This window comes from Pseudomonas sp. Marseille-Q5299 (assembly GCF_943737035.1).
Classification (GTDB): domain Bacteria; phylum Pseudomonadota; class Gammaproteobacteria; order Pseudomonadales; family Pseudomonadaceae; genus Aquipseudomonas; species Aquipseudomonas putida_E.
In genome coordinates this window covers 75,497-93,426 of the sequence record NZ_CALSFR010000005.1, presented here as the reverse complement: position 1 = coordinate 93,426, position 17,930 = coordinate 75,497, and the positions used below count along the sequence as shown (strand labels likewise).

The 17,930-nt window shown below is 61.7% G+C and carries 15 protein-coding genes, 2 tRNA genes and 1 pseudogene; 4 read left to right on the top strand and 14 right to left on the bottom strand.

The features are described 5' to 3' along the window. Positions 1–33: 33 nt before the first annotated feature. The 6 genes from rplI to rnr all read right to left on the bottom strand — a co-directional run bounded on the left by rplI (position 34) and on the right by rnr (position 5,713). A complete protein-coding gene (rplI, locus tag NGJ21_RS16745; RefSeq protein WP_012316464.1) occupies positions 34–480 on the bottom strand; it encodes a 50S ribosomal protein L9 in 447 nt (148 codons plus the stop codon). Between the two features lie 20 nt (positions 481–500). Further along, positions 501–1,364, bottom strand: a complete 864-nt coding sequence (locus NGJ21_RS16740) for a YybS family protein (RefSeq protein ID WP_046787807.1) — start codon at positions 1,362–1,364, stop codon at positions 501–503. Between the two features lie 33 nt (positions 1,365–1,397). Then, positions 1,398–1,628 carry a 30S ribosomal protein S18 gene (gene rpsR, locus NGJ21_RS16735; RefSeq protein WP_003249563.1) on the bottom strand — a complete coding sequence of 77 codons (231 nt, stop codon included), beginning with the start codon at positions 1,626–1,628 and terminating at the stop codon, positions 1,398–1,400. A 28-nt stretch (positions 1,629–1,656) separates the two neighbouring features. Continuing rightward, positions 1,657–2,082, bottom strand: a complete 426-nt coding sequence (gene rpsF / locus NGJ21_RS16730; RefSeq protein WP_003249557.1) for a 30S ribosomal protein S6 — start codon at positions 2,080–2,082, stop codon at positions 1,657–1,659. A gap of 308 nt (positions 2,083–2,390) precedes the next feature. Continuing rightward, positions 2,391–3,137: a 23S rRNA (guanosine(2251)-2'-O)-methyltransferase RlmB gene (rlmB, locus tag NGJ21_RS16725; RefSeq protein WP_012316466.1), complete on the bottom strand. Its 747-nt coding sequence runs from the start codon at positions 3,135–3,137 to the stop codon at positions 2,391–2,393. Continuing rightward, on the bottom strand, positions 3,134–5,713 hold the full coding sequence (rnr, locus tag NGJ21_RS16720) for a ribonuclease R (protein WP_115273767.1): 2,580 nt from the start codon (positions 5,711–5,713) through the stop codon (positions 3,134–3,136). The genes rlmB and rnr overlap by 4 nt, the downstream gene beginning before the upstream one ends. A gap of 271 nt (positions 5,714–5,984) precedes the next feature. Between rnr and NGJ21_RS16715 the strand changes: the two genes are divergently transcribed. The 4 genes from NGJ21_RS16715 (at position 5,985) to NGJ21_RS16700 (ending at position 9,008) form a co-directional block, all read left to right on the top strand. After that, a tRNA-Leu gene (locus tag NGJ21_RS16715) sits at positions 5,985–6,071 on the top strand. 87 nt (positions 6,072–6,158) lie between these two features. Continuing rightward, positions 6,159–6,245: transfer RNA gene (locus NGJ21_RS16710), tRNA-Leu, on the top strand. A 184-nt stretch (positions 6,246–6,429) separates the two neighbouring features. After that, on the top strand, positions 6,430–7,443 hold the full coding sequence (locus NGJ21_RS16705; protein WP_012316468.1) for an extracellular solute-binding protein: 1,014 nt from the start codon (positions 6,430–6,432) through the stop codon (positions 7,441–7,443). After that, entirely contained in the window at positions 7,443–9,008 is a 1,566-nt protein-coding gene (locus NGJ21_RS16700) for an ABC transporter permease (protein ID WP_119687843.1), read from the top strand. The genes NGJ21_RS16705 and NGJ21_RS16700 overlap by 1 nt, the downstream gene beginning before the upstream one ends. 195 nt (positions 9,009–9,203) lie before the next feature. On the opposite strand, the gene NGJ21_RS26110 is transcribed toward NGJ21_RS16700, so the two are convergent. The 8 genes and pseudogenes from NGJ21_RS26110 to hfq all read right to left on the bottom strand — a co-directional run bounded on the left by NGJ21_RS26110 (position 9,204) and on the right by hfq (position 17,876). Next, the gene (locus NGJ21_RS26110) at positions 9,204–9,908 is read right to left on the bottom strand and encodes a methyl-accepting chemotaxis protein (RefSeq protein WP_371316840.1); all 705 of its coding nucleotides are present in this window, start codon (positions 9,906–9,908) and stop codon (positions 9,204–9,206) included. 201 nt (positions 9,909–10,109) lie between these two features. Further along, a pseudogene (locus NGJ21_RS26105) lies at positions 10,110–10,322 on the bottom strand (methyl-accepting chemotaxis protein); the annotation flags it as partial. 1,005 nt (positions 10,323–11,327) lie between these two features. Then, positions 11,328–12,620 (bottom strand): adenylosuccinate synthase, encoded by a 1,293-nt coding sequence (locus tag NGJ21_RS16690; protein WP_012316474.1) that lies wholly within the window; start codon positions 12,618–12,620, stop codon positions 11,328–11,330. Positions 12,621–12,676: 56 nt separating this feature from the next. Continuing rightward, complete coding sequence (locus NGJ21_RS16685) at positions 12,677–13,864, bottom strand: ATP phosphoribosyltransferase regulatory subunit (protein WP_012316475.1); 1,188 nt, start codon at positions 13,862–13,864, stop codon at positions 12,677–12,679. Between the two features lie 290 nt (positions 13,865–14,154). Beyond that, positions 14,155–15,024, bottom strand: a complete 870-nt coding sequence (hflC, locus tag NGJ21_RS16680; RefSeq protein ID WP_046788095.1) for a protease modulator HflC — start codon at positions 15,022–15,024, stop codon at positions 14,155–14,157. Next, positions 15,024–16,205 carry an FtsH protease activity modulator HflK gene (hflK, locus tag NGJ21_RS16675; protein WP_046788096.1) on the bottom strand — a complete coding sequence of 394 codons (1,182 nt, stop codon included), beginning with the start codon at positions 16,203–16,205 and terminating at the stop codon, positions 15,024–15,026. Before hflK ends, hflC begins: the two co-directional genes overlap by 1 nt. A 96-nt stretch (positions 16,206–16,301) precedes the next feature. Continuing rightward, positions 16,302–17,603 carry a ribosome rescue GTPase HflX gene (hflX, locus tag NGJ21_RS16670; RefSeq protein WP_012316478.1) on the bottom strand — a complete coding sequence of 434 codons (1,302 nt, stop codon included), beginning with the start codon at positions 17,601–17,603 and terminating at the stop codon, positions 16,302–16,304. Positions 17,604–17,615: 12 nt separating this feature from the next. Beyond that, entirely contained in the window at positions 17,616–17,876 is a 261-nt protein-coding gene (gene hfq / locus NGJ21_RS16665) for an RNA chaperone Hfq (RefSeq protein ID WP_003258160.1), read from the bottom strand. Between the last annotated feature and the right edge of the window lie 54 nt (positions 17,877–17,930).

Below are 17,930 nucleotides of genomic sequence, written 5' to 3'. Positions count from 1 at the left end.
GCAGCCCGCGAGGAGCTACCCAGTCAGCGCAGCTTAGGCAGCTACGACGACCACACGTACGGTGGCTTCAACGTCGCTGTGCAGGTGCACGGCTACGTCGTATTCGCCAACCTGACGGATGGTGCCGTTCGGCAGACGAACTTCAGCCTTGGCCACTTCAACGCCGGAGGCGGTCAGGGCGTCAGCGATGTCGTGGGTGCCGATCGAACCGAACAGCTTGCCTTCGTCGCCAGCGGTGGCAGTGATGGTCACTTCCAGCTCGGCCAGTTGGGCAGCGCGGCTTTCAGCCGACGATTTACGGTCAGCAGCTGCTTTTTCCAGCTCGGCGCGACGCTCTTCGAACGCAGCCAGGTTGGCGGCGTTGGCAACGGTGGCCTTGCCGAATGGCAGCAGGAAGTTACGGCCGTAACCAGCCTTAACCTTAACTTTGTCGCCCAGGTTGCCCAGGTTAGCGACTTTTTCCAGCAGGATCAGTTCCATTTGGTAAAACCTCTTAACTTTTAACCTTCACCGTTCGCGGAGTCATTCCCCTCAGGGGACTTGCGACCGCGAAAATCAATCAGGCTGTCGACAATGGCCAGAACCACGAGCAACGGATAAATCAGCTGCAGTATCAGCGGCAGTGTCACGTACATGCCGACCAGCCAGAAACCGGCCAGCCGACCCTGTGCCACCAGCCCATGCATCAAGGCGATGCCGGCCAGGACGAGCACCAGGCTGGACGCGGAAGCCAGGACGATGAACTGCGGGCCGATGAACGGACCCAACACCATCGCGGCAACCAGAGCCAGCATGACTGCCCGCGGCAACTTCAGGGCGCGAAACTCGCGACCGAAGCCTCCAGGGTTGTACAACGCTGCTTGCCAATAACGCGCCAGCATCAAAGCCAGCACGCTGAACAACTGCAGCATCACCGCTGTGGAAGCGACCAGCACAGGGCCGATCAGCTCACCGGGAATGACTGGCTTGCCTTCGATTTGCGGCAACGCTTCGGAAAGCGCCTTGGCCAACACTTCGAAGGTTTCGCGCAGTACCGCGTCCAGGATGAGGCTGTAGACCAACCCCAACACAACACTGGACAACAACACCCGGCTCCAGGAATGCCCGGCACGCAACAAGGCGGCCAGCCCCAGTGTTCCCAACAGCACCAGCAAGGTGCTTGGATCACCGAAGGCCCAAATGGCCACCGCCGGCAAAAGGCCGAAAGCGATGACCGTTGAAGCGTCCTTGAACCCGCGCCGCAGCAGCACAAGGCTCCCGGCAGCGGCACTCAACCAGAACAGCAGCGGTAATACCGCACTCACGACCACCACCAAGGTGGCCTGCACACGACCGCGCATGATGAAATCAGCCAACGCTCGCATGCTTATCCCTTACTACTTGTCGACAACCCGGTCTCAGCGGCCGTGGCTGTCGGTGTAGGGCAGCAGGGCCAGGAAGCGGGCGCGCTTGATAGCGGTAGCCAGCTGACGCTGATAACGAGCTTTGGTACCGGTGATACGGCTTGGAACGATTTTGCCGGTTTCGGATACGTAAGCTTTCAGGGTGTTGAGATCTTTGAAGTCGATCTCTTTCACGTCTTCAGCAGTGAAGCGGCAGAATTTACGACGACGGAAGAAACGTGCCATGTAATAGGCTCCTCAAAAGGTCCGTGGATTACTCGTCAGCGTTATCGCTGGAGTCGCTGTCATTGCTGTCGTCGCCTTCGGCGGAGTCAGCATGCTCAGGACGCTCACGACGCTCACGGCGCTCGCTGCGGTTCTCTTCGGCCTTCAGCATCTCGGACTGACCGGTTACGGCTTCGTCGCGACGGATGACGAGGTTACGGATCACGGCATCGTTGTAGCGGAAGTTGTCTTCCAGCTCGGCCAGGGCCTTGCCGGTGCACTCAACGTTCAGCATCACGTAGTGAGCCTTGTGAACATTGTTGATTGCGTAGGCCAGTTGACGACGGCCCCAGTCTTCCAGGCGGTGGATCTTGCCACCATCTTCTTCGATCAGCTTGGTGTAACGCTCAACCATGCCGCCGACTTGCTCGCTCTGGTCCGGGTGAACCAGGAAGATGATTTCGTAATGACGCATGAATGCTCCTTACGGGTTAGTAGTCTGCCAGCGTATCTGGTCAGACAAGGAGTGAATGACACTGTATGTCTTGCCATGGAGGGGAGGCACATGCGCGCCTGCCAGCTCGGCAAGGGGCGCAATTGTAGAGAAGGCGGTGCGCACAAGCAAGGTGATTGGCGATTATTTGAACAGCCGGAAACACTTTACCTTGGGCGAGCCCTACCGCCAGCTCGCCGGCTTGCAGCGAAGCACCACAGCCATTGAACCTGGCGTGGTGCTTTTGGGAGCCGGCTTACCGGCGATAGGGCCGCTACAGTGTCGACAGATCAGCGCTTGGCCTGGCGCTGGCGCACTGCCTCGAACAGGCAGACGCCCGTAGCCACTGAAACGTTCAGACTGCTCACGCTGCCCGACATTGGCAACTTGACCAGGAAATCGCAGTGTTCACGGGTCAGCCGGCGCATGCCCTTGCCTTCCGCGCCCATGATCATCACCAATGGGCCGGTCAGGTCCTGCTGATAGATCTCCTGCTCGGCCTCACCGGCTGTACCCACCACCCACAGGCCACGCTGCTGAAGCTTCTCCAGGGTACGCGCCAGGTTGGTCACCGCCACCAGCGGAATCACTTCCGCTGCGCCGCAGGCCACCTTGCGCACCACCGGTGTCAGCGTCGCCGATTTATCCTTGGGCACCACCACTGCCGTAGCCCCGGCAGCATCGGCGGTGCGCAGGCAGGCGCCGAGGTTGTGCGGGTCAGTGACGCCGTCCAGTACCAGGATCAGCGGTGGCGTTTCGGTGCGCTCGAGCAACTCCTCGAGCATCAATTCGCCCCACACCTGGCTTGGGCTGACCTCGGCAACAACGCCCTGGTGCACGCCCTCGACCCAGGCATCGAGCTCACGGCGCTCGGCCTGGCCAACCTGCACACGGTTTTCTGCGGCCAGCGCCAGCAACGCCTGGATGCGTGGCTCGCTGCGCCCTTCCGACAGCCAGATCTGCTTGACCCGCTTCGGATGGTGCTGCAGCAGCGCCTGCACGGCATGCACACCGTAGATTTTTTCCAGCTGACTCATGACTTGTTCTTGCTCTTGCGTGGCGCGCCGGATTTCGGCGGGCCTTTACGGTGCTTGGTGGGCTTGCCGGAGGGCTTGCCGCCTTTGTCCGACTTGCTGCCGGCGTTGCCACCAGTGCGCGCGTCGGTCATCAGCGCCTTCTTCATTTCGCGACTTTTGCGCACTTCAGCATTACGCTGCACGGCATCTTTCGGGAAGTAAGCCTCGGCGGTCTCGCTCTTGCGGCTGCGCGGTTTCGGTGTGGCCTTGGCCTCCACCACTGGCTGCTGCTCGGCCTTTTCTGCAGCCGGTGCGGCGCCACGGCCCTTGCGCCCTATCGGCGCAGCGAGCTGCTGATCGGACACCTCGAAGTCGATCTTGCGCTCGTCTAGGTCAACGCGCATGACCTTGACCTCGATGGTGTCGCCCAGACGGAAGCTACGCCCGGTGCGCTCACCCGACAAGCGGTGATGCACGGGGTCGAAGTGGTAGTAGTCACCCGGCAGCGCACTGACATGCACCAGGCCTTCGACGTAGATATCGGTAAGCTCGACAAACAGCCCAAAACCGGTGACCGCAGTGATCACACCCGGGAAGGTCTCGCCCACACGGTCCTTCATGAACTCGCACTTGAGCCAGTTGACCACATCGCGGGTAGCTTCGTCGGCGCGGCGCTCGGTCATGGAGCACTGCTCGCCGAGCTGGTCGAGGGTGTTCACGTCGTACGGATAGATACGTGCTTTGGGAATGCTCATGGCGCCGGCACGCTTGACGTGCGGAGTATCGACCTTGGAACGGATGATGCTGCGGATGGCGCGGTGCACCAGCAGGTCCGGGTAACGACGGATCGGCGAGGTAAAGTGCGTGTACGCCTCGTAGTTCAAACCGAAGTGGCCGTTGTTGTCGGTGCTGTACACCGCCTGGCTCAGCGAACGCAGCATCACCGTCTGGATCAGGTGGAAGTCCGGGCGCCCGGCAATGCTTGCAAGCAGTGCCTGGTAGTCCTTGGGCGAAGGGTCCTTGCCTTTGTGCAGGCTAAGGCCCAGCTCGCCGAGGAAGGCACGCAGCTTTTCAAGGCGCTCCGGTGGCGGGCCATCGTGCACGCGGTACAGCGCCGGCACGCCATGCTTGTTGAGGAACTCGGCCGTGGCGACGTTGGCCGCCAGCATGCATTCCTCGATCAGCTTGTGGGCATCGTTGCGCACGGTCGGGCGGATTTCCGCGATCTTGCGCTCTTCACCGAAGATGATGCGGGTTTCCTGGGTTTCGAAGTCGATAGCGCCGCGGGCGTGACGGGCATCGAGCAGCACCTTGTACAGGTTGTACAGGTTCTTCAGGTCCGGCAGGACCTCTTGGTACTCCTCGCGCAGCGCCTTGCCCTCGCGGGTACGGGCATGCTCGAGCATGCTGCTGACCTTGTTGTAGGTCAGGCGGGCATGGGAGTGGATCACCCCTTCGTAGAACTGGTAGTCGACCATCTGGCCGGCCTTGTTCATGGTCATTTCGCAGACCATGGCCAGGCGATCGACGTGCGGGTTCAGCGAGCACAGGCCGTTGGACAGCTCCTCGGGGAGCATCGGGACAACACGCTCGGGGAAGTACACCGAGTTGCCACGCTGCTGCGCCTCGACATCCAGGGCAGAGCCCAGACGCACGTAGCTGGACACGTCGGCGATGGCCACATAGAGGCGCCAGCCACCAGAGAACAGCCGCAGCTTGCCAAGCGGCTCACAATAAACAGCGTCGTCGAAGTCGCGGGCATCTTCGCCGTCGATGGTGACGAAGGGCAAGTGGCGCAGGTCGATACGCTTTTCCTTGTCCTTCTCTTCGACATCGGAGCGGAACTTGCGCGCTTCCTTGATCACGTCCTGGGGCCAGACGTGCGGGATGTCATAGCTGCGCAGGGCAACATCGATTTCCATGCCCGGCGCCATGTAGTTGCCGATCACTTCGACCACATCGCCTTGTGGCTGGAACCGCGGGGTTGGCCAGTGGGTGATCTTGATCTCGACGAACTGGCCGATCTTGGCGCCACCGTTACGGCCCGCGGTCACCAGCACTTCCTGCTGGATCTTCGGGTTGTCCGGCGTCACGTAACCGATGCCGCCTTCTTCGAAGTAGCGGCCGACCACACTTTCGTGGCCGCGGGAAATGACTTCTACCAGCACACCTTCACGGCGGCCACGGCGGTCGAGCCCCGAGACACGCGCCAAGGCACGGTCGCCATCGAATACCAGGCGCATTTGCGACGGGCTGAGGAACAGGTCGTCGCTGCCATCGTCAGGGATAAGGAAGCCGAAACCGTCGCGGTGGCCGGAGATACGGCCGCAGATCAGGTCCAGTTTGTCTACCGGGGCATAGGTGCCGCGCCGGGTATAGATAAGCTGGCCGTCACGCTCCATGGCGCGCAGACGACGGCGCAAAGCTTCGATCTGGTCTTCTTCGTAAAGACCGAACTCGGCCGCCAGCTCCTCGCGCGCGGCCGGTTCGCCACGGTCGGCAAGGCGCTGCAGGATCAGCTCACGGCTGGGGATAGGGTTGTCGTATTTTTCCGCTTCGCGAGCGGCCTCGGGATCGAGGGATTGCCAATCGGCCATCAGAAGGGGTTCACCTTGGGGTATATAGATATGAATTCTGGCATAGGCCTATTGAAACCGGAAATGTCGGGCTTGGACAGCCCCAGCAGCATGTCCGCAGTGCGGCAATAGGCGTGTGGAATCAACAAGTTGAATTTTTTGAAATTTTTTTTGATCAAGGGCTTTACAGCCCCTGGGAGCGTCCGTATAGTGCGCACCACAACGACGGACAACCCCGAAGTTGTAGTAGAGATGAACGGCGCTGTAAAGCATCTTTTTATCTCGAATGTGTGCCCAGGTGGCGGAATTGGTAGACGCGCTGGTTTCAGGTATCAGTGACCGCAAGGTCGTGGAAGTTCGAGTCTTCTCCTGGGCACCAAGTATTTCAAGTAACAGATGACCAAGGATCTGTTACTACTGTGTGAAAGCGAACGATAGTCGCCTTCATCAGACGATGTAAAGCTTTGCCCAGGTGGCGGAATTGGTAGACGCGCTGGTTTCAGGTATCAGTGACTTAACGGTCGTGGAAGTTCGAGTCTTCTCCTGGGCACCATTCAAAAAACCCACTAGCTTGCTAGTGGGTTTTTTCTTGCCTGCGATTTTTGTGTCACCCTCCCCTGCATGGCCAGCCATCCGACGATGGGCTAACCATGAATTTCTCGTCACACGGCCACTTGAGAAACGATTTCGTTTACCATTGTTTCCAAATATGTAGCCGTAAGCGAGGAAGTACCCGCATGACGATCCGTCCGCAACCGCTGATGCGCACCCTGGCCGCCGCTGTCCTTAGCCTGGTGATGGGCGCTCCGGCCGCCATGGCAGACGACCCGGTCACTCTGACCATGTACAACGGTCAACACAAGGAAATCGGCGAAGCCATCGCCAAGGCCTACGAGGCCAAGACCGGCATCCATATCAATATCCGCAAAGGCAGCAGCAATCAGCTGGCCAGCCAGATCATCGAGGAAGGCGACCGCTCGCCGGCCGACATCATCTACACCGAAGAATCGCCACCACTGAACAACCTGGGCGAACTGGGCTTGCTGGCGAAGATCGATGACGCCACGCTGAACATGCTGCCCAAGGAATACGTTGCCGCCAACGGCTCCTGGATGGGCGTGACCGCCCGCACCCGCGTGGTGGTGTTCAACCCGAAGAAGATCGACGAGAAAGACTTGCCGCAATCGGTAATGGATTTCGCCAACCCCGAGTGGGACGGCAAGGTCGGTTTCGTACCGACCAGCGGTGCATTCCAGGAACAGGCCGTGGCCATCCTCAAGATGCACGGGCGTGACGCTGCCGAAGAGTGGCTGACCGGCCTGAAAGCCTTCGGCAAGACCTACACCAACAACATGGTCGCACTCAAGGCCGTGGAAAAAGGCGAAGTCGCCGCCGTGCTGGTGAACAACTACTACTGGTACGCCCTGGAGCGCGAGCGCGGCAAGCTCGATTCGAAGCTGTATTACCTGGCCGACGGCGATGCCGGTGGCCTGGTGACCATCTCCGGCGCCGCAGCGGTCAAGGCCAGCAAGCACCCGAAAGAAGCGCAGGCCCTGCTCAACTGGATGGCCAGCGAAGAAGGTCAGCGTGTGATCACCCAGACCACCGCTGAATACCCGCTGCACAAAGGCATGGTCTCCGACCGTGGCCTGAAGCCGTTCGAAGACCTGCGCCCGCCGAAAATCTCGCCGGCCGACCTGGGCAATGCCGAGGAAGCGCTGGAGCTTGAACGCGAGGTCGGCCTGCTCTGATGACCGCCGCCCTGTCCGAGCCGGTGCCGGTACGCTTCGTACCGCGCCGCAAGCGCCCCTCCATCTGGGTGGTGCTGCCTGTACTGTTTCTGGTGGCGATGAGCTTGCTGCCATTGCTGTACGTCGCGATGAAAGCCTGGGAAGCCGGCTGGCGAGAAGCCTTGCACCTGCTCTGGCGCCCGTTCGTCTGGGGCCTGATGCGCAACACCCTGATGCTGATGGTCGGGGTGACGCTGGCGTGCATGGTGGTTGGCCTGGCGCTGGCGTGGCTGCTCGAACGCAGCAACCTGCCGGGCCGTCGGCTGTGGGGCGTAGTGCTATGCCTGCCATTCGCCGTACCTTCGTTCGTCAGCAGCTTTACCTGGGTGTCGCTGAGCTCGGACTTCGAGGGGCTGGGCGGAGCTATCCTGGTCATGGCCCTGTCCAAGTACCCGCTGATATTCCTGCCGGTGGCCGCCACCCTGCGCAACCTCGACACTTCGCTTGAGGAGTCGGCGCGTACGCTGGGCTGCAGCCGCTGGGGCGTTTTCACCAAGGTCACCCTGCCGCTGCTGTGGCCGTCGATGCTCGGCGGCGCATTGCTGATCGCCCTGCACATGCTGGTGGAGTTTGGCGCGTTGTCGATCCTGGGCCTGCAGACCTTCACCACGGCGATCTACCAACAGTTCGAGCTGGAGTTCAGCAACGCCAACGCCGCCATGCTCTCGGCGGTACTGCTGGCACTGTGCCTGGTGATGCTCTGGCTGGAACTGAAGGTGCGCGGCAAGGCCCGCCACGTACGCATCGGTCAGGGCGTGGCACGCCGCGCGCAGCCGGTACGCCTGGGTAGCTGGGCGCCGCTGGCGCAGCTGTTCTGCCTGGGCCTGGCGATACTGGGCAGCGGTATTCCACTGGCCATGCTCGGTTACTGGCTGAGCGTGGGGTCTTCGGCGGCGTTCCCGGTGGCGGAGATTTCTAAGGCGCTGCTGACCTCCCTGTCGGTGTCACTGGGCGGCGCCGGCTTCTGCGTGCTGCTGGCGTTGCCGGTAAGCTTCCTGGTGGTGCGCTACAAAGGCCGCCTGGCGCTCTGGGCCGAGCGTCTGCCCTACCTGCTGCATGCCCTGCCCGGCCTGGTGATCGCCCTGACGCTGGTAGTGTTTTCCCTGCACTACGTGCCGGCGCTGTACCAGACCACTGCGTTGCTGTTGCTGGCCTATGCGCTGTTGTTCCTGCCTTTGGCGCAGGCCCCGGTGCGCACTGCGTTGAACAAGGCATCGCCAACCCTGGAAGAAGCGGCCCGCACCCTGGGTGCCAGCAGTTTCGCGGCGTTCTGCCGGGTAACCCTGCCGATCATTTTCCCGGCGCTGGCAGCTGCGTTCGCCTTGGTGTTCCTTGATGCCATGAAGGAGCTGACCGCTACCCTGCTACTCAGCCCGACCGGCATGACTACCCTGGCCACTGAGGTCTGGGCGCATACTGCAAACGTCGAGTTCGCGGCAGCGGCCCCTTATGCGGCGTTGTTGATTGTGGTTTCGGGGTTGCCGGTGTATTTGCTGACTACGCGGATGTATCTGAACAAGGCGTGAGAACCTGTCAAATTTGACGATAAGGGCGCTTGATCGGGGTGGAAGATGTTTAGTGAGTCATGTGGAGAGCGTATCAGGGCGAGCAGGTGCTCGCCTCGACATCTCTAGCGCCTAGCAGACCGAGCGCCGCGCGGGCGACGTTCGGTCCCACAGGCGCAGAAAACCCAAAGGCGAACAACCCGAACCCACCTCGACTCAAGCCCTGAACTGCCCCAGGCTCGCCCGCAGCTGCGCCGCCAAGTCATCCAGCACCTTGCTGCTTGCTGTGGTCTGCATCACCACTTCTGCCGAACGCTCTGCCTGGGCATGAATATTCTCGACCCGCCCACGCACCGCCTGAGCGCCATGTGCCTGCTGTTCCGCCGCCCGAGTCGCCAGGCCGATGGCCGCATGCACCTGCTCCACAGCCGCCTGCACCGACTGCTGCCGGCGCTCGTTATCGCGCAGCACTCGCAGGCCTTCGCTGGCCTTCAAGCCGGCCTGGCCGATGGTTGTCACGGCCTCCTTGGCGCCCTTCTGCAGCGCCGCGATATGCGCCTGGATGTCGCCGGTAGAGCTTTGCGTCTTGCTCGCCAATGCCCTCACCTCATCGGCCACCACCGCAAACCCGCGCCCGGTCTCACCGGCTCTTGCGGCTTCAATGGCTGCGTTGAGCGCCAGCAGGTTGGTCTGCTCGGCGATACCGTGGATCACGGTCAGCACCACTTCGATCTGCTCGCTCTGCTTGGCCAGCCGCTCGATTACCTGCGAGCCGGTTTCGACCTGACCTGCCAGGTTCTCGATCATGCCGGCAAGTTGCGTCGAAGCGCGGCTGTTCTCATCGGTCGCCTGGCGGATATCAACCACCTGCTGCAGCGCCGCCTGCATGGCCTGGCTTTCAGCCTGAGCCTCATCAGCCATGCTCGACAGATCGCGCAAGCTGGCGGCCACTTCGTCGCGTTGCAGCGCTGCGGCAGCATCGGCGCCTGCGTTGCGCTGCGTCATGCTGCCGATCTCGATCCCTGTACGCTGTGCCACCTCGCCCGCCTCGCGGACAATGGGCTGCAACTTGTCGACGAAGCGATTGACCGCCGAGGCCATGTCGCCTATCTCGTCGCGACTGTCGAGGTTGACGCGCTTGGTCAGGTCACCTTCGCCTGCAGCCAAATCGTTGAGCGCAGTAATCAGCAGGCGCAGCTTGCTGAGCACGCGGCGACCTAGCACCAGGGCCACTACCAGCAACACGCCAACCCCCACCACCACAAGGCCCAGCCCGATGCGCCAACGCAGCTCTGCCGCAGCGTCGCGCACGGTTTGTGCGGTATTGGCCTGCATCGCTGTAGCACTGCCCTGTGCGGTTTCCAGGCGCTCGCGCAAGGCCTTGCCACTGTCAGCTGCGGCAGCACCGAGGCTGTCGCCCACCAGTTGTTCACCGCTGGTGATCAAGGCAGCGAAGCGCTGGTCCAAGGCTTTGAGTTCCTGATCGACACCGGCAGTGGATACCCCCATCAGCACCTTGCCGATTTCCGCGCCGTTGGGGCTGATCGAGGCCTCGACGAAATACACCGAAGGGTCGCGGCGAGCGGCATCCAGTACCTTGTCCAATGCCCGTTCACCCTGGCCCTTTTCCATCAAGGCCTGGTTGATCGGGTTCTGCCGGTTCAGGTAGCGGGTCAAGTGCTGACCCTGGGCGTCGTCATAGATCACGAACAGTACGTTGGGGTTGCGCTGGGCCCGACGTGCGAAATCGGACAGCACTGGTACGTCGTTGTCCCAGATAGCCCGCGGGGCGACCGATGCCAGCAGTTGGGCCATGTCGTTGGCCGAGTCCTTGAGGTTCTTTTCCAGCGTGGTGCGCAGTTGCTGCTGCTCGCTTTGCAGCCGCTCGGACAGCCCGGCGCTAAGGCGCTGTCGTGTACTGCTGGAGAGGCTGTCCAGACCGGCGCGTACGTTCTGCCCAGCTTGTTCAAGGTCGCTGGCGAGCTTACGGCTATCGCTGCCCAGGCGCTCGCCCAGGTCGGCCTCAAGGGCGGTGACAGTGCTTCGGGTCAGCGCAACGGCAACCACTACCTGCACCAAAAGAGCGATACCAAGGGCAACAAACACAGGCCGCAAGAGGCGGCTTCGTAACAGTGAGAGGATGGCAGACACGGTGAAACCCTCGTGCTTTCTGGCGCCACTATTTTGATGGCATCTACAGAAACTTCTTACAGCAAGGGTTGTGCCGGACACAGCAGGGATAAACGCCAAGGTTAAGCAGTGCCATTGTCAGCATTGAGCAGATGCAAAAACGCCGCGCTCCCTTTCAAGAGCGCGGCGTCAGATCAGCCAGGTGGCAGATCAGGCGAACGGATGACGCAGCACGATGGTCTCGTTGCGGTCCGGGCCGGTGGAGATGATATCGATCGGTGCGCCGGTCAGCTCCTCGATGCGCTTGATGTAAGCGCGGGCAGCCGCTGGCAGCTCTTCCAGGGTCTTGGCACCCAGGGTCGACTCGCTCCAGCCTGGCATCTCTTCATACACCGGCTCCAGGCCGATGTAGCTGTCAGCGTCGGACGGTGCGTCGATGACCGCGCCGTTCTCGTTCTTGTAGCCGACACAGATGTTGATGGTTTCCAGGCCGTCCAGTACATCCAGCTTGGTCAGGCAGATGCCCGAGATGCTGTTGACGTCGATGGCGCGACGCAGAATGACGGCATCGAACCAACCGCAACGACGGGCACGGCCGGTGGTCGAACCGAACTCGTGGCCACGCTTGGCCAGGGTGGCGCCCGTCTCGTCGAACAGTTCGGTCGGGAACGGACCGGAACCGACGCGAGTGGTGTAGGCCTTGGTGATGCCGAGGATGTAGTCCAGGTACATCGGGCCAACGCCAGAACCGGTGGAGATACCGCCAGCAGTGGTGTTGGAGCTGGTGACGTACGGGTAGGTACCGTGGTCGATGTCCAGCAGCGAGCCCTGGGCACCTTCGAACATGATGTCCTTGCCAGCGCGACGCAGGTTGTGCAGCTCGGCGGTGACATCGAGCATCATTGGCTTGAGCTGCTCGGCGTAAGCCATGCACTCGTCCAGAGTCTGCTGGAAGTCGATGGCCGGCTCTTTGTAGTAGTTCACCAGCTGGAAGTTGTGATAATCCAGCAGCTCACCCAGCTTGGCGGCGAAACGCTCACGGTGGAACAGGTCGCCAACGCGCAGGCCGCGACGGGCAACCTTGTCTTCGTAGGCTGGGCCGATACCACGGCCGGTGGTGCCGATCTTGGCTTCGCCACGGGCTTTCTCGCGGGCCTGGTCCAGGGCCACGTGGTACGACAGGATCAGTGGGGCAGCCGGGCTGATGCGCAGGCGCTCGCGCACTGGTACGCCCTTCTCTTCCAGCTTGGTGATTTCACGCATCAGGGCATCGGGCGCAACGACCACGCCGTTGCCGATCAGGCACTGCACGCCTTCGCGCAGGATGCCGGACGGGATCAGGTGCAAAACGGTTTTTTCACCGTTGATCACCAGCGTGTGGCCCGCGTTGTGGCCACCCTGGTAGCGCACTACGGCGGCAGCATGTTCGGTCAGCAGATCGACGATCTTGCCTTTGCCCTCATCACCCCACTGGGTGCCCAGGACGACGACATTCTTACCCATTACATTGGTCCTCATTCACGCAAACTTGGTTGCCGGCCTACTGCCGACGCAGAAACTCAATGGGTCAGCGGCAGAACCTGCCAGCGCCCGTCTTGCTGAATCAATTGCCGATCACAATCCGCCTCGAGAGCAGCACTCAACGGCTGGCCAGGCAGAGCCTGGACCACACGCTGGCCCTCGTTGCGCAACTGGCAGACCTGCTGCCAGAGGGCCGCGTCACCACTGTCGGGCATCCAGATGCCGCCAGCTGGCAATACGACCTCCGCTCGCCCCAGTGTGACCAGGGTCTTCAAATCCGTGGAGAAACCGGTAGCCGGGCGTGCCCGACCGAAATCGGCGCCGATGTCGTCGTAGCGCCCGCCCTGGGCGATCGATTGGCCTTCACCAGGCACGAACACGGCGAACACCACACCTGTGTGGTAGTTGTAACCACGCAACTCGCCAAGGTCGAAGTACAGCGGCAGCTCCGGATAGCGCGACGCCAGGCGATCAGCGATCGCCAACAGGTCGTCAAGCGCCGCCAGCACGCTGGCCGGGGCACGACCCAGGCGCACACGCGCTTCGGCCAGCACTTCGCGGCCACCGCACAGCTCGACCAGAGCGCGCAGCATGTTGCCCAGGTCCTTCGGCAAGTCGGCAGTCAGTGCCTGCACTTCATCGACCGACTTGCGCTGCAGGGCATCGAACAGCTGCTGTTCGACTGCGCCGGACAAACCGGCGGCGCGCGCCAGGCCACGGTAGATGCCGACATGGCCGAGGTCCATGTGCACATCCGCGACGTCGGTCAGCTGCAGCGTGGCGAGCATCAGGCTGATGACTTCGACATCACTGGTAGGGCTGGCATCGCCGTACAGCTCGGCACCCAGCTGGATCGGGCTGCGCGAAGTGGACAGCGCACGCGGCTGGGCGTGCAGCACACTGCCGGCATAGCACAGGCGGCTCGGGCCTTCGCGGCGCAAGGTGTGGGCGTCGATGCGCGCCACCTGCGGGGTAAAGTCGGCACGGAAGCCCATCAGGCGACCGGACTGCGGGTCCACCACCTTGAAGGTACGCTGATCCAGGTCCTGGCCGGCGCCGGTTAGCAGCGACTCCAGGTACTCGATATGCGGGGTGACGACCAGTTCGTAGCCCCAACTCTGGAACAGGTCCAACACCTGACGACGCGCGATCTCGATACGCGCAGCCTCAGGTGGCAGTACTTCCTCGATGCCATCTGGCAGTAGCCAGCGGTCTACCGTTGCCATTACGCCATTTCCCCTCTGGTCCGGGCGGCTTGCCTGCAGGCGAGCCGTCAGTGAAGCAGGCATTGGCGCACAGCAGCAGGCAGCACTGATCCCAGCGCCGCCACCGTACCCAATACCCTCGAATTGCCTTGCGAACTGACCAAACCGTCAACTGGCGCTTTGCCAATCAACCTTGCAGACGCAAAAAAGCCGGGAAATTTCCCGGCTGCCTCATCATACACCCCTTTTTAATCAGGATGCACCCCGCCTGGTGTTTTAGCTGCCAGGCGGGGCATTTCCCGATCAGAGCATCAGGGCCTGCTCTTGTCCAGGAAGCGGAAGAACTCGTTCTTCGGATCCAGGACCAGGACATCGCTCTTGCTGGAGAAGCTCTCGCGGTATGCCTGAAGGCTACGGTAGAACGCATAGAACTCAGCGTCCTGGGTGTAAGCCTTGGCATAGATGGCGGCCGACTGGGCATCACCATCACCGCGGGTTTCTTCCGCTTCACGATAGGCTTCGGCCAGCAGTACGCGGCGCTGACGGTCGGCATCCGCACGGATACCCTCTGCCAGCTCGTTACCCTTGGCACGATGCTCGCGGGCTTCGCGCTCACGCTCGGTGCTCATACGGTCGAACACACTGCGGTTGACTTCCTTCGGCAGGTCGATGGCCTTGACGCGCACATCCACCACCTCGATACCCAGCTCCTTACTGGCCATGCGATTCAGTGATGCCGTGATGTCAGCCATCAGCGCGTCACGTTCACCGGAAACCACTTCGTGCAGGGTACGCTTACCGAACTGGTCACGCAGGCCGCTTTCCAGGCGACGAGACAGACGTTCATCGGCGATCTGCTTGAGGCCGGAAGTCGCGGTATAGAAACGCTCGGCATCCTGAACGCGCCACTTGGCGTAGGCGTCGACCATCACCGCTTTTTTCTCCAGGGTCAGGAACCGCTGGGTCGGGGCGTCGAGGGTCATCAGGCGGGCGTCGAACCTGCGCACCTGGTTCACATAAGGAATCTTCACATGCAGGCCAGGCTGGACATCCGCCTGGACCACACGGCCGAATTGCAGCAGTACCGCACGTTCGGTCTGGGCCACGATGTAGAAGCTGTTCCAGGCCACGACGGCCAGCACCACAGCTGCGATCAGGGCGATCAGCGATTTATTGCTCATCAGCGGCTCTCCCTAGTGCGCATCTGCTGCTGTTGCTGTTGCAGGTCCTGCGCCGCACGTGCGGCAGCATCATTGGCCGACGGCGACACACTGGCAGCCGGCGCGGACGTGTTGCGGCCGCCTTCGACCATCTTGTCCAGCGGCAGGTAGAGCAGGTTGTTCTGCCCGTCCTTGGTTGCCACCATGACCTTGCTGGTATTGCTGTAAACCTTTTGCATGGTCTCCAGATACAGACGCTGACGGGTCACGTCCGGTGCCTTACGGTACTCGGCGAGCAGCTTGGTGAAGCGGTCCGCCTCACCCTTGGCGCGGGCGATGACTTCGTCGCGGTAACCGTTGGCGTCCTCGATGATGCGCTGGGCCTGACCACGGGCTTCCGGCACCACGCCATTGGCGTAGGATTCGGCCTGGTTACGGGCACGCTGCTCGTCTTCGCGGGCACGGATCACGTCGTCGAAGGCTTCCTGCACTTCACGCGGGGCTGCCGCGCTCTGTACGTTGACCTGGGTAACCGTGATACCGGTACGGTAGTTGTCGAGGAAGCGCTGCAGGCGTTCGCGGATATCCACGGCCATCTGTTCACGACCCTCGGTCAACACCTGGTCCATCGAGGTGGAACCCACCACGTGGCGCAGGGCGCTTTCGGTGGCATGCTGCAGGCTGACCTCGGGCTGGTCGACGTTGAGCACGAAGTCCTGCAGGTTGGTGATCTTGTACTGGACGGTCAGTGGCACCTCGACGATGTTCTCGTCTTCGGTGAGCATCTGGCCCTGCTTGGTATAGGCACGCTCGCGCGTGACGTTTTCCATGTACTTGCGATCGATCGGCGGGAAGTAGATGTTCAGGCCGGGACCGACCGTTTCATAGTACTTGCCGAAGCGCAGCACAACGGCCTGCTCCTGCTCGTCGACCACGTACACGGCGCTGTACAGCCAGATGGCAGCCAGTACCGCCAGGCCGATGCCCAGCAGGCCGTAGCCACCGCCCTTGCCGACATTGCGGTCACCGCCGCCACGTTTCTTGCCGCTGCCGAACATGCCGTTAAGGCTGTCCTGCAGTTTGCGGAAGGCCTCGTCCAGATCCGGCGGGCCTTTTTTATCGCCACCACCGCCACCACCACCGCGGCGGCCGCCCCAGGGATCCTGATTGTTCGAGTTGCCACCCGGCTCGTTCCAAGCCATAGCGCTCTCCATCTGATAAAGCAAAGACGCGCCCACGGCGCGCCGTCCAATGCTACAGAATGCCTGCCACTGCTGCCCGACGACCTCGGCGGGCATTTATTGCAAAGTGTGTTGCTCGACAAACACTTGCGGCTCCATGCCTTCGCGGCTGACCAGGCGATTCAACTCGACCCTGGGCAATCGCACACTCAGCAGGCTGCGCCCTTCTTCGTCATGCTCCTCACTCTGCACCGCACCCAAGTCAAAGAATTGCGCGCGCAAGCGGGCAAAACGCTGCTCCAGGCACAGGGTACCGACAAAAAGATCATCCCCCAGCAACTCGGCAATGGCCTGACCAACCAACTCCAGGCCACGGCCATCTCGAGCCGATACCCAGACCCGCTCCGGCTTGCCATCGGCATTGCGCTGGATCTGCGGCTCGACATCTTCAAGCAGGTCGAGTTTGTTATAGACCTCGAGGATCGGCAAGCCTTCGGCACCGATCTCGCCCAATACTGCCAGCACCTGCTCGATCTGCTCCATGCGCTCAGGCTCATGGGCGTCGATCACATGCAGCAGCAGGTCGGAGTTGCTCGACTCTTCGAGCGTAGCCCGAAATGCCTCGACCAGCTTGTGCGGAAGGTGGCGAATGAAGCCCACGGTGTCAGCCAGCACGATAGGCCCAAGGTCGTCGAGCTGGAGCCGGCGCAGGGTCGGGTCGAGGGTGGCGAACAATTGGTCGGCGGCGTACACGTCGGATTCAGTCAGCGCGTTGAACAACGTGGACTTGCCAGCGTTGGTGTAACCCACCAGCGATACCGACGGGATATCCGCGCGGCGACGACCCCGGCGAGCCTGCTCACGCTGGCTGCGAACCTTTTCCAGGCGCGACTTGATCTGCCGCAGGCGCACCCGCAACAGGCGCCGGTCGGTTTCCAGCTGGGTTTCACCCGGGCCGCGCATACCGATACCACCCTTCTGACGCTCGAGGTGGGTCCAGCCGCGCACCAGCCGCGTGCTCATGTGCTCGAGCTGGGCCAGTTCGACCTGCAGCTTGCCTTCATGGGTACGCGCCCGTTGGGCGAAGATGTCGAGAATCAGCCCGGTACGATCAAGCACGCGACACTCGAAGACTCGTTCGAGGTTGCGCTCCTGACTGGGCGTGAGGGTGTGATTGAAAATCACCAGGTCAACCTGTTCGGCTTTGACCAGGTCGCGCAATTCCTCGACCTTGCCGCTGCCAATCAGGTATTTGGCGGTAGGCTGATGCCTTGCCACTGTGACCAGCGAGACGATGTCGGCTCCGGCCGACAATGCCAGTTCCTGAAACTCCTGCGGGTCTTCGCGCGCCTCAGGGTTCTGACCTTCCAAGTGAACGAGCAGCGCCCGCTCACCACCACCGTGGCGCTCAAAGAACAATGCAGGCTCCTATCAGGCGTTGCCTGGTTCGCTGTCGCCGTGTTCGGAATCGGACGGGCTTGGCAGGCGAACCGGACGGGCTGGAACCACGGTCGAAATCGCGTGCTTGTAGACCATCTGGCTGACGGTGTTCTTCAGCAGCACCACGAACTGGTCGAACGATTCGATCGAGCCCTGCAGCTTGATCCCGTTGACCAGATAGATCGAAACCGGGACCTTTTCTTTTCTCAAGGTGTTCAAGTAAGGGTCTTGTAGCGAATGCCCTTTTGACATATGCCGCACTCCTGTAAGGATAAATAGTAGAAAATCAAAAAAATCGATAAGTTA